Origin of the sequence: Beijerinckia sp. L45 (assembly GCF_009765775.1) — a bacterium.
Lineage (GTDB): Bacteria > Pseudomonadota > Alphaproteobacteria > Rhizobiales > Beijerinckiaceae > RH-AL1.
Genome location: NZ_LMUU01000009.1, coordinates 1 through 11867 on the forward strand (window position 1 = coordinate 1; position 11867 = coordinate 11867).

Below are 11867 nucleotides of genomic sequence, written 5' to 3' on the forward strand. Positions count from 1 at the left end.
AGTCTGGGACCAGCGCCAGTTCAAGGATCTTGCAGGCGACGCCGAACTCGGCACACGCACGGTGAAGCTGGCGCTGCGCCGGCTTCGCCATTTCGCCCGCGCGGGCGCCGCGGAGGAACTCGATCTCGATGCCACCGTGCGCGGCACCGCCGAGCAGGGGTTTCTCGACGTCCGGCTGCGGCCCGAGCGGCGCAATACGGTCAAACTGCTGATCTTTTTCGATATCGGCGGCTCGATGGACTGGCATATCGGCGAGGTGGAGATGCTGTTCGCGGCGGCGCGGGCGGAGTTCAAGCATCTCCGCACCTTCTATTTCCATAATTGCATCTACGACCACGTCTGGACCAGCAATGCGCGCCGCCGCGAGGATCAGCTCGGTACCTACGACCTGATCCACACCTTCGGCTCTGACTATCGTGTCGTCTTCGTTGGCGACGCGTCGATGTCGCCCTACGAGATCACCGCACCCGGCGGCGCCGTGGATCATTGGAACGCGGAGCCGGGCGCCCTTTGGATGCAGCGTATCGCTGCGACTTACCGGCGGGTCGCCTGGCTCAACCCGGTCGCCGAAGCGCAGTGGCCCTACACGCAATCCATTGGCTTGATGCGGCAAATCGTTGAAGGCCGCATGTACCCTTTGACGCTCGGCGGTCTCGACGACGCGATGCGAGCGCTCAGCCGCAGCTAATAATTGTTGCTGTGGCCGTAGTTCTGATTGTTGTTGTAATTCTGATCGTTGTTATAGCCTTGGTCGTTGTTGAACGACTGGGTGTTGTGCTGGAACTGATCGCTGGCCTGCTGCACGTGCTGGCCGGTCTGCTCGACATTGCGGGCGACGGCTTCGGTGCCTTGCTGGACAGCGGTGCGGCTGTGTTTGGCGAGTTCGAGGGGCAGCATCGTCAGAAGCTCGCCGAAGCGCCGCGTGTAGTCGGCATAATTCGAGAACGATTGCTGCATGAAATTCGTCTGGATCGAGACGATATCTTCGATGGTCTTGGCGTTACGAAGCTTTTCGACCAGCTGGGTCGTGTGTTCGACCGACTCTTTCGACATCCGCGCGATTTCGGACGAGAATGTCTGCATGGATTTGGTTGCCGCGGAAAATCCGCCCAACGCCGGCTCGAAGCCCGGCGCGCTATTCTGATCGCTCATGATGATCTCCTCAGTGGGTCGCGCGGCTTGCGACCACGCCTAGCTATAACGCGAAGAGACCCGATGAGGTGCTTGCCGAAGCGCGAATAAAGTCGATTTATTCCGGCCGGCGTCGGGACGATTGTCATCGTCCCGACAGAAATTCATGTATTGGCGCTATGTCTTGTTCGCTGCAGTAACGCTCGACTAACGGCCGCGTGCAAAATTCAGGATGACCGAAACCACCAGCAGGATGATCGCGATGTAGAAGATGATCTTCGCGCCTTCCATGGCCGTGCCGGCCGCGCCGCCGAAACCAAGAACGGCGGCGACGATGGCCACGATGAGGAAGATCAGGGCCCAGTGAAGAAGATTGCCGATATTCATAGTATGCTCCGGTTCGTTAAGACCCGGCAAACACCGCATTGACGCGCGAGGTTCCCGCGCTCAAGGCGGATACCTGAATTGTTTCCGCGTTTTACACAGCTTTATGCGACATCCGCGTGAGCGCGCAACGAGGCTCCGACCGCATCGAGGGCGGCCTCGGCCGCTTCGCCGTTCGGACCGCCGGCCTGCGCCATGTCGCGCCGGCCGCCGCCGCCCTTGCCGCCGAGCTTGTCTGCCGCGACGCGGACCAGCGCCACGGCATCGAACCGATCGGTGAGGTCCGCGGTGACCGCGACCACGACGCCGGCCTTGCCGTCAGCGGACACGCCGACGATCGCGACGACGCCGCTGCCGAGCGTCTGCTTGGCCTCGTCGGCGATGGCTTTGAGGTCCTTGATCTCGACGCCGCTGATCGCCTTGCCGAGGAATTTAACGCCGTCGATCTCGACGGCCGCGGGTGCGGCCGCCCCACCTTCGCCGCCCATCGCAAGCTTCTTGCGGGCGTCGGCCAGGTCGCGCTCGAGCTTGCGGCGCTCCTCGATGAGGGTGCCGAGGCGTTTCGAGGCCTCGTCTTCCGTCGACTTCAGCTGATGCGCGAGATCGCCGAGCTTCGCGGCGCGGGCGTTGAGATAATGTCGGGCGGCGGCGCCGGTGCGCGCCTCGAGGCGGCGGACGCCGGCCGCGACGGCGCTTTCCGCCGTGATGGTGATGAGCCCGATGTCACCAGTGCGCGCGACATGAGTGCCACCGCAGAGTTCGACCGAAAAGGCTGGCCCGTGCGGATCGCTCGAGTCGTCGGCCGCGTCCGTGTCGTCGGCATGGTGCGCAATGCCCATCGACACGACGCGGACTTCGTCGCCGTATTTCTCGCCGAACAACGCGCGCGCGCCGGACTTGATCGCGGCGTCGACGCCCATCTGCAGGGTGACCACGGGCGTGTTGTCGAGCACGGCGCGGTTGGCGATGTCCTCGATCAACGCCAGGTCTTCCGGCGGAATGGGTTTTTGGTGGGCGAAGTCGAAGCGCAGGCGATCGGGCGCCACCAGCGAACCCTTTTGCGCGACGTGATCGCCGAGGGTCAGGCGCAGCGCCTCGTGCAGAAGATGCGTCGCCGAGTGGTTGGCGCGGATCGCGCCCCGACGCGCGTGGTCGACCACGCAATCCAAGGTCATGCCCTTGGTGACAGCGCCTGACGTGACCACACCCTCGTGGACGAACAGGTCGCCCAGCTTTTTCTGGGTGTTACTGACGGTAAAGACCACGCCCGGCGCGCGCATGATGCCGGTGTCGCCGACCTGGCCGCCGGACTCGCCGTAGAACGGGGTCTGGTTGAGGATAATCGTGGCTTTGGTACCTTCGCTCACCGCATCGACCATCGCGCCGTCCAGCACGATGGCGGCGACGGTCGCTTCGACGTGTTCGGTGGCGTAGCCGAGGAAATCGGTGGCGCCGGCCGCGTCGCGCACCGCGAACCAGTCGCGCTCGGTGCCGGCGTCGCCCGAGCCCGACCACGCTTTCCGGGCTTCGGCTTTTTGGCGGGCCATGGCGGTGGCAAAACCATCGGTATCGACGGCCAGCGCGCGCGCGCGTAGTGCATCCTGGGTGAGATCGAGCGGGAAGCCGTAGGTGTCGTAGAGCTTGAACGCCACCTCGCCCGGCAGCGTCGCGCCGGGGACGAGGGTGCGGGTTTCGTCCTCGAGAATCGACAGGCCGCGCGCGAGGGTGACGCGGAAGCGCGTCTCTTCCATCCGCAGTGTCTCGATGATGAGGGCTTCGGCGCGTAGCAGTTCGGGATAGGCCTGACCCATCTCGCGGGTGAGGGTCGGGACGAGGCGCCAGAGCAGCGGCTCGGCCGACCCGAGAATCTGGGCGTGGCGCATGGCGCGGCGCATGATCCGGCGTAGCACGTAGCCGCGGCCCTCGTTCGACGGTAGGACGCCGTCGGCGACGAGGAAGGAGCAGGCGCGCAGGTGATCGGCGATGACGCGGTGGCTTGCCTTGAGCGGGCCCTTCGGGTCGGTCGAGGTGGCGTCGGCGATGGCGCCGATCAGCACCCGCATCAGGTCGATGTCGTAGTTCGAGGTCACGCCCTGCAGCAACGCGGCGATGCGCTCGAGGCCCATGCCGGTGTCGATCGAGGGGCGCGGCAGATTGTTGCGCTGGCCCGGCCCGACCTGCTCGTATTGCATGAAGACGAGGTTCCAGAATTCCAAGAAGCGGTCGCCGTCCTCCTCGGGGCTGCCGGGCGGGCCGCCCTGCAGTTTGTCGCCCTGGTCGTAAAAGATTTCGGAGCAGGGGCCGCAGGGACCGGTCTCGCCCATCGCCCAAAAATTGTCGCTGGTGGCGATGCGGATGATTTTGGATTCGGGGAAGCCGGCGATCTTCTTCCAGAGTTCGAAGGCTTCGTCGTCGTCGTGATAGACGGTGACCAGCAACTTATCGACGGGCAGGCAGAAGGTCTTGGTAATCAGCGTCCAGGCGTGTTCGATTGCTTCGGCTTTAAAGTAGTCGCCGAAGGAGAAGTTGCCGAGCATCTCGAAGAAGGTGTGGTGGCGTGCGGTATAGCCGACGTTGTCGAGATCATTATGCTTGCCGCCGGCGCGGACGCATTTCTGCGCGCTCGCGGCCCGGACGTAGGGGCGGCGCTCGTGGCCGGTGAATACGTTTTTGAACTGAACCATGCCCGCGTTGGTGAACATCAGGCTGGGATCGTTGCGCGGCACAAGCGGCGACGACGGCACGACTTCATGGCCGTGGCGCCCGAAATAATCGAGAAAAGCCGATCGGATTTCGTTGACGCCGTTGCCGTTCATTCGCTCAAAGACCTATCTGCACTTGCCGGGCGGGGCGCGTCCGCCCGCGCCGCAGGCAGGATGCAAGCCCGTTCTAACGACGCGCCTTAGGGCTGTCGAGACAAGCGAGGGCAGGCGGTACGATTTCACCCGTCGTGGCAAACGCCGGGCCCAGCAATGGACCGCGGCGGATCAACGCGCGCGGCAGGCCTTCGGCCTATTCCTCGGCTTCCGCCTCCTCGATGTCCTTTTCGTCGATCTGATCGAGGATCCGGTCGGCGATCAGCCCGGAGTTTTCGCGGATCGAGCGTTCGATTTTTTCCGCCATCAGGGGATTGGCCTTGAGGAAGGTCTTGGCATTCTCGCGGCCCTGGCCGAGGCGCTGGCTGTCGTAGGAGAACCAGGCGCCGGATTTCTCCACCACGCCGGCCTTGACGCCGAGATCGACGAGTTCGCCGACCTTGGAGATGCCTTCGCCGTACATGATGTCGAACTCGACCTGCTTGAAGGGCGGGGCGACCTTGTTCTTGACGACCTTGACGCGGGTCTGGTTGCCGGTGACCTCCTCGCGGTCCTTGATGGAGCCGATGCGGCGGATGTCGAGGCGCACCGAGGCATAGAATTTCAGCGCGTTGCCGCCGGTGGTGGTTTCCGGCGAACCGTACATCACGCCGATCTTCATGCGGATCTGGTTAATGAAGATGACCATCGTCTGCGAGCGCGAGATCGATGCGGTCAGCTTGCGCAGGGCCTGGCTCATCAGGCGGGCCTGGAGACCCGGCTGGCTGTCGCCCATCTCGCCGTCGATTTCGGCGCGCGGAGTCAAAGCCGCGACGGAATCGATGACCAGCACGTCGACGGCGCCGGAGCGCACCAGCGTATCGGTGATTTCGAGCGCCTGTTCGCCGGTATCGGGCTGGGAGATGAGAAGATCTTCCAGATTGACGCCGAGCTTGCGGGCGTAGACCGGATCGAGCGCATGTTCCGCGTCGATGAAGGCGCAGACGCCGCCGGATTTCTGGGCTTCGGCGATGACGTGCAGCGTCAGCGTCGTCTTACCCGAGGATTCCGGGCCATAGATTTCGATGACCCGGCCGCGCGGAAGGCCGCCGACGCCGAGCGCGATATCGAGGCCGAGCGAGCCGGTCGAAACCGTCTCGATTTCCAGTGCCTTCTGATTCTTGCCAAGGCGCATGATCGAGCCCTTGCCGAAGGATCGCTCGATCTGCGACAGCGCTGCGTCGAGCGCTTTTGTCTTGTCCACGGACGTTCCTTCCACAAGGCGGATATTGGCTTGGCTCACGGTCTTCATCCTTCTGGCATGGGGCAGGCAGGCAGCGCAATCGCGTCTTCGATCCTTGAAACGTACTCTTTTTGTTCCAGGAACACAAGGTGAACTTTAAGCCTTTACAACGTGAATTGTGCCGGTTGCGATGTCGCAAGCCTGTCACGGTTTTGGGGACAGACTAGGCGGACGGTGGAACGGAATTGTGCGATGTGTGACGGACGAACTGTTGCGACGCTGGCTTTTATTCTCCTGACAGGGGCGGCCAAGGCTGAGCCTGCAACCTCTGTCATGCCAGGGTCCAACCCGAGCGCGGACATCGCCCGTCTCGCAGACACGGTCACCATGGCCAATCGCGATCCGGCCTATAGTGGTCTGCTCGATGACGAGCGCCAAGACGTGCTGCATGCGCTGACGCCGTCGGGCGAGGTTCTCACGCAGGACGTCCCTCAACCACGCGCGTCAATCGGCCTGCGGGAACGCGCCGTGCCGCGCCAACGAGACGTGGTTCAAAGAGAAGATCGTCGCCGACAACGTCGACCTGCAGATGGCGCAAAAGCAGGCGACGAGCGTGGATATTCTCAGTCCCTTTCTCGCGTTGCCCTATCGCCTGCTCCTGGTGAATCTGAAGATTGCCGAGGGGGTGAGTTCGGCGTCCTCCATCGAGCAGCAGGCGCATGCGGTCGTCGACGCCGATGCCTTGGCGTTCCTCGACTTCCTGCCCGAGGCGCTGGGTCCCAAGCTCGGACATGCCTTCATCAAGGCCTATCGGGAGGGCAAGATCGCCAAGGCGGCGACGTTGATCAAGCGCTCGGAGGTCGGCACCGAATTGGCCAAAAACAGCTTTCGATATCCGCGGCCTTATATCGCCGCCAATACCCAGTCGCCGGTCGATACGGTCATTCTCGCCAACAACAAGCCTTATGAGACCTACGGCTTTTCCTTCCCGAGCGGCCATACCAGCGCCGGCTATACCGATGCGCTTCTGCTCGCGAGCATGCTGCCGGAACGGTTTCTGCCGCTGGTCGATCGGGCGGCGGGCTACGGATACTCGCGCGTTGTGCTGAACGTGCATTATCCGCTCGACGTGATCGGCAGCCGGATGATCGCCGAGCGCAACGTGGCGCAGTTCCTCGCCGACCCCGCCTATCGCAAGCTGTTCGACGAGGCCAAATCGGAATTGCGGCAGGCGCTCGAAGCCGCGTGCGACGAACCCATCGCGGCCTGTGCCACGGCCGGGCCGGCCTCGGATCCTTGGGCCGACAAAGGCATGCGCCGTTTCTATGCCTTCACGATGACCTACGGCCTGCCGCAGATCGGCGCGACGGACGTCGCCATGCAGGCGCCCGAGCATGCGGAGGTCCTGCTCGAGGCCGTGGCGCCCGGTCTTAGAGCCGAGAAGCGGCGGGACGTGTTGATGCATACGGCGCTTGCGTCCGGCTATCCGCTCGACGCGTCGAACGACGCGAGACTGGGCTATTGGCAGCGCATCGATCTCGACGCGGCCGTACGCGCGGTCGCCGCGCCTGCCACTACGCCCTGAGGCCGTACGCGCTTTCGAGTCAATGCTTTAGGTGTGGCCGCGCGAACGCGTTACGCTGGCGCGCGTTCTGCTTTCGGTCATGCGGGGGCCCGGGACACGCCAGTGAGCATTTTCGACACGACGCTGCACATCCCGGCTGAAGCCGGGCTTTTTGATGCGGGGTCGTCGCGGGCGCTGCATCGCGTTTCGCTTCCGATGGTGGCTCGCCCGTCGTGGCGCATGGTCGTGGTCGCCGTGCTTGCGGCGGCGATTGCCGTCGCCGCACTGTGCGTGGGCATCGCCTTCATCCTCAGCGCGCTGCGCCATGGCGACAATCCCGTCACGATTCTTGTCGGTCTCGTCTGCGTGATGACGATGATCATGCCGGCGGGCGTCGCGCTGACGCTGTGCTTCGATCTGCGACGCGGATCATGTCTCACCATCGACGGCACCGGGTTACATGACACGCGGCTGTCGGAAGCGCTGCCGTGGACGGCCGTTGCCGAGGCGGAAATCCTGACGACGGGCGCTGGACCCTGCGCGGTTCGGCTGATCCTGCGGGAAGAGGGTGCAAGCCGCTTCAATCCCTGCCGCCCCGGCGGCTGGTCGGCGGCATGGCGCGAGCGGCGGCGCGAACGGATCGTCGCGCTTCTGCTGCTCGAGCGCCGGCCCTATGTCCTGGCCCAAACGATCGTCGCTTTGGCGGCACGCGCCGGCGTTCACGTGGGACCGTCCGTCGCCCCCTTTCGCGGCTTTTAAAATCCGTCGAATATCGCCGGAGCGCCGCACATCGAGACGGATTCGCGTCGCGCCACGGTCTCTGTCCCGTGCTTCATCGATCGGCGCGGTGCGAGGCCGACGTCGGCCTGGCGAACAAACGACAACGGGCCTTGGCGGCAGGTTCAACGGCGTGGGAGTCAGCTATGTCATCGATGATCCTCGGTATCGATCCCCTGGTTGCTGTCGGCGTGCTGGCGTCGACCGCTATCACCGACGCCGCCTATGTTTTCTTCAATGCCGCGGTCTCGGCGCGGCGACGCATCGTGGCCGCGAACTGGAGCGGCATCTGGTACCTGTTGTCGGCCTTCGCCGTCATCAGCTACACGCACAATTCTGCTTACGTCCTGTTTGCCGCGGCAGGATCATGGATCGGCGCGTTCGTCTCGTTGACCTGGATGGCGCGAAACGAAGCACCGTTGTTGCCACCGCGGGCTCTGTGAGACGGTCGCGTCCTTTTGGCAATCGGCGGCCGTTCCGCCGCGCGTGTCCGACGCAGGCTTGTAGCGCGCACGGTGGAGAAGGCGGAGATCGCTATCCCGTCGCGTTCTTCACCGCTTCGATCAGCTGTTTCAACGAGAACGGTTTCGGCAGGAAACCGAAGTCTTCGCCCTCGGGCAGGTTCTTGGCGAAAGCGTCTTCCGCGTAGCCGGAGACGAAAATCACCTTCGCCATCACACCGCGTTTGCGTAGTTCCCCGAACATCGTCGGCCCGTCCATTTCCGGCATGACCACGTCGGAGACGACGAGATCGATCTTGCCGGGATTGCGTTCGACGACTTCGAGAGCTTCCAGGCCGGAGGCGGCTTCCAGCACGGTGTAGCCACGCGTGGCAAGCGCGCGGGCGCCGAAGGCACGCACCGCCTCCTCGTCCTCGACCAGCAGGATCGTCCCATGGCCGGTCGAATCGGCGACCGGCTTGACGATCTCCTTCTTCACCGGCTCGTCGCTCTCTTGCGGGATGTAGCGCGGCAGCAGGATGGTGAAGGTCGTGCCCTCGCCGACCGTCGAATCACAGAACACGTAGCCTTCGGTCTGCTTGACGATGCCGTAGACCATCGACAGGCCGAGGCCGGTGCCCTTGCCGACCTCCTTGGTGGTGAAGAACGGTTCGAAGATCTTGTCGCGCACCTCAGGCGGGATGCCGGTCCCCTTGTCCTCGACGGCGATGGCGACATAGTCGCCGGGCAGCAGCACGTCCTCCTTGAAGGCGGCGCATTCGGCGGCCGGCACGTTCTTGGTCCGCAGCGTGATGGTGCCGCCTTCGGGCATCGCGTCGCGGGCGTTGACCACGAGGTTGATGATGACCTGCTCGAACTGATTGACGTCGGCCTTGACCAGCCAGAGGTCGCGGCCGTGGCGGAGCTCGAGGTCGATCTTCTCGCCGACGAGCCGGCGCATCAGCATCTGCAGGTCGCTCATCACGTCGCCGAGCTGCAGGGTCTGCGGCCGCAGGGTCTGGCGTCGCGAGAAGGCGAGCAGCTGGCGCACCAGGCCGGCGGCCCGGTTGGCGTTCTGCTTGATTTGCATGATGTCTTGGAAGGACGGGTCGGTCGGCCGGTGGTTGGCGAGCAGCAGGTCGGAATAGCCGATGATCGCGGTCAGCACGTTGTTGAAGTCATGCGCCACGCCGCCAGCGAGCTGGCCGATCGCCTGCATCTTCTGCGACTGCGCGAAGTTTTCCTTCAGCGTGCGCTGCTCGGTGGTGTCGAGCGCGTAGATCGTGGCACCGCCGCCTTCGCGCTCGCCGGTGGCCGAGACGAACAGGCGGGCGGAGCGCTCCTCTTCGCCGACGACGGTAATGTCGACGGGTGCGATGTCGCTCTTCATCTCGGCCGCGGCCTTGATCGCCTGCGCGAGACCCGGCCGATCGCGGGGAATGATGCCGGCGAAAATCGAGCGCGTCGTGCCCTGTTCCGTGCGGCTGGTCTTGAGTGCGGCCGGCATCATCCGGGCGAAGGAGGCGTTGGACTGCGTGATGGCCCCTTCGGCATCGACGATGGCGATCGCGACCGGCGTGGCATTGAACACCCGGGCGAAGCGGACCTCGGCGGCGCGCAGGTCTTCCCCCGGCTCCTCGCCGGGGGCCCGGCTGATGACGAGGGTGCGCGAAGGGCCTTGTGTTCCCTCGTGGCTGAAGGCGACGCGGTGCAGCAGGCGAACCGGCAGGCTCTGGCCGCCGCGGCGCTTCAGATCGATGTCGAACTGTTCCGTCCGCACCTCGCCCGCACCGCCGGCAACCGCTGCGAGCAGGGCGACGCCGCCGCCGGCGACGAAGTCCGTCAGCTTCAGGCCGCCGGAGCCGACCTGGGCCAGGTCGTAGTCGAGCCATGTCGCCAGCGTGGCGTTCATGTAGGAGACGTCGCCTTCCCCGTTGCAGGAGAAGAAGCCCGCCGGCGCGTGGTCGAGGAAATCGATGGCGTGCTGCAACTCCTGAAAGACGTTCTCGTGACGTTCCCGCTCGCGGGTGATGTCGGAGATCGTCCAGAGGCTGGCGCGTTTGATCGCCGGCGTCGGCAAAGGACGGACACGGACGCGATACCAGCCCACGGCACCGACAGCGCCGTCGAGCGGCGGGCTCAACCGCATCTCTTCGGTGGCGCGCTTGCCGTCACGGGCCGCCTGGGCCAGCCGGTAGACCGCTTCGGACACCTCGGGAGATCCGGAGAACAACCGCTCGACGCCGCGGAGGTCGGCGCCGTCATGGGCTTGCGCCAGCTTGAGGTAGGTGTCGTTGGCGTAGAGAAACTTGCCGTTGACGTCGGTGATCAGCAGCCCTTCCGGGCCGCTGTCGCAGACGAGCCGGGTCATGTCGTTCTTGACCGCGCGACCGGCGAATTGAAAAATGCCGACAGCATAGGCGAACAGCGCGAAGATGCCGATGACAGCGAACAGCGCGAGAAGGCCGATGATCAGCGTGCCGGCCTGGTCATGGGGCAGCAGCGAAAAGGCCGCGGCGGCCGCAACCAGCAAGGCCGCGAACAACAGGACGAGGCCAGGACTTCCGGAACGCTCCGTCCGATGAAATGCGGCGGAAGTCACTTGGTCGCTCATGCGCGTTAGCCCGATGCCTTCTGCTTGCCGCCTGTCCCCAAAAGCCAGACGACTTTTCATGTGGGGAAGGCGATCCGCCTCTCCAGCGTAAACCGATTCTGTGATGACCGAACGATCCGCAATGCGAATATCGCGGGCGCAAGGCTACAAATCGTCTGTGTTCACGTTTTAACCATGTCACAGAGTCGGCTTTTGTTAGCAATGGCAAGCGGAGACGGCAGGCAATGAGTAACCATCCATAAGAATTATCGAGGATCGGGCGTCGGTTGGCTTGACGTTCGGCGATATTTGTTGCGGCTTGCCCGACGAGCGCGCAATTCGCCGTTAACCATTCGTTAACCTTTCGCGCCGGTGCCGCGCTTGGCATGGTACATCGTTCCTCTCCTGTAAAAGCGTCATGGGCCGGTGAATGCAGACGTTGGTTGAAAGGCTTTATGAGAACAAGCCATTGATGTTCGCCGCGGCGATAATCGCCTTTCTCATTGCGGCCCTATTGCTGCTCTTGATCATCCGGATGCTGTTCGGCGGCCGTTTGCGCATGCCCGGCGGCCGGACGCGCCAGGCGCGGCTTGGAATCGTCGACGCTTTCGATCTCGACCGGCAGCGTCAGCTCATCATCGTCCGCCGCGACAACACCGAACATCTCATCATGATCGGCGGCCCCAACGATCTCCTCATCGAGTCCGAGATCATTCGCGTCGAGGCGCGCGACCAGCGCGACGTTCGCCGCGACAAGGCCGAAGGACCCGGGCCGACGGGCAACGAGCCGCGGATTCCCGCGCCGTTCGCGCCTGTCGAGCGGCTGGATCCCGTGACACGGCTGCATGAGATCGAGCCGGCGCCCCCGAGCTTCAGCCTCGCCGATCAGCCGCTGCCGACGCCTCTGCCGCCGCCGATTCCTGCCGCCGCGATCGGCGAT

9 protein-coding genes and 1 pseudogene are annotated in these 11867 nt (G+C 64.2%); 5 read left to right on the forward strand and 5 right to left on the reverse strand.

The annotated features are described in order from the left end of the window. A partial coding sequence (locus GSQ79_RS00790; RefSeq protein ID WP_158806837.1) for a VWA domain-containing protein occupies nucleotides 1–688 on the forward strand: 688 nt, incomplete at its 5' end. Here GSQ79_RS00790 and GSQ79_RS00795 read toward each other — a convergent pair. From GSQ79_RS00795 to recA, 4 genes are all read right to left on the reverse strand, one after another. Beyond that, entirely contained in the window at nucleotides 685–1152 is a 468-nt protein-coding gene (locus tag GSQ79_RS00795; protein ID WP_158806838.1) for a phasin family protein, read from the reverse strand. The genes GSQ79_RS00790 and GSQ79_RS00795 overlap by 4 nt on opposite strands. 186 nt (nucleotides 1153–1338) lie before the next feature. Continuing rightward, on the reverse strand, nucleotides 1339–1512 hold the full coding sequence (locus GSQ79_RS00800) for a DUF1328 domain-containing protein (protein ID WP_158806844.1): 174 nt from the start codon (nucleotides 1510–1512) through the stop codon (nucleotides 1339–1341). A gap of 107 nt (nucleotides 1513–1619) precedes the next feature. Then, on the reverse strand, nucleotides 1620–4331 hold the full coding sequence (gene alaS, locus GSQ79_RS00805; RefSeq protein WP_158806839.1) for an alanine--tRNA ligase: 2712 nt from the start codon (nucleotides 4329–4331) through the stop codon (nucleotides 1620–1622). A gap of 196 nt (nucleotides 4332–4527) precedes the next feature. Beyond that, nucleotides 4528–5613 (reverse strand): recombinase RecA, encoded by a 1086-nt coding sequence (gene recA / locus GSQ79_RS00810; RefSeq protein WP_158806840.1) that lies wholly within the window; start codon nucleotides 5611–5613, stop codon nucleotides 4528–4530. A gap of 553 nt (nucleotides 5614–6166) precedes the next feature. Between recA and GSQ79_RS00815 the strand changes: the two genes are divergently transcribed. The 3 genes from GSQ79_RS00815 to GSQ79_RS00825 all read left to right on the forward strand — a co-directional run bounded on the left by GSQ79_RS00815 (nucleotide 6167) and on the right by GSQ79_RS00825 (nucleotide 8337). Further along, nucleotides 6167–7138, forward strand: a complete 972-nt coding sequence (locus GSQ79_RS00815) for a phosphatase PAP2 family protein (RefSeq protein WP_158806841.1) — start codon at nucleotides 6167–6169, stop codon at nucleotides 7136–7138. Between the two features lie 102 nt (nucleotides 7139–7240). Further along, nucleotides 7241–7876 carry a hypothetical protein gene (locus GSQ79_RS00820; RefSeq protein ID WP_158806842.1) on the forward strand — a complete coding sequence of 212 codons (636 nt, stop codon included), beginning with the start codon at nucleotides 7241–7243 and terminating at the stop codon, nucleotides 7874–7876. Between the two features lie 173 nt (nucleotides 7877–8049). After that, entirely contained in the window at nucleotides 8050–8337 is a 288-nt protein-coding gene (locus tag GSQ79_RS00825) for a hypothetical protein (protein ID WP_158806845.1), read from the forward strand. Nucleotides 8338–8428: 91 nt separating this feature from the next. Here the strand turns inward: GSQ79_RS00825 and cckA are convergent, their stop codons facing one another. Then, on the reverse strand, nucleotides 8429–10948 hold the full coding sequence (cckA, locus tag GSQ79_RS00830; protein ID WP_158806843.1) for a cell cycle histidine kinase CckA: 2520 nt from the start codon (nucleotides 10946–10948) through the stop codon (nucleotides 8429–8431). Nucleotides 10949–11357: 409 nt separating this feature from the next. On the opposite strand from cckA, the pseudogene GSQ79_RS00835 reads away from it, so the two are divergent. Next, a pseudogene (locus GSQ79_RS00835) lies at nucleotides 11358–11867 on the forward strand (hypothetical protein); the annotation flags it as partial.

Excerpts from the sequence above, each read along its gene's own strand:
- GSQ79_RS00795 (WP_158806838.1), bottom strand. The coding sequence starts at position 1,152 with ATGAGCGATCAGAATAGCGCGCCGGGCTTCGAGCCGGCGTTGGGCGGA.
- alaS (WP_158806839.1), bottom strand. The coding sequence starts at position 4,331 with ATGAACGGCAACGGCGTCAACGAAATCCGATCGGCTTTTCTCGATTAT.
- GSQ79_RS00825 (WP_158806845.1), top strand. The coding sequence starts at position 8,050 with ATGATCCTCGGTATCGATCCCCTGGTTGCTGTCGGCGTGCTGGCGTCG.
- cckA (WP_158806843.1), bottom strand. The coding sequence starts at position 10,948 with ATGAGCGACCAAGTGACTTCCGCCGCATTTCATCGGACGGAGCGTTCC.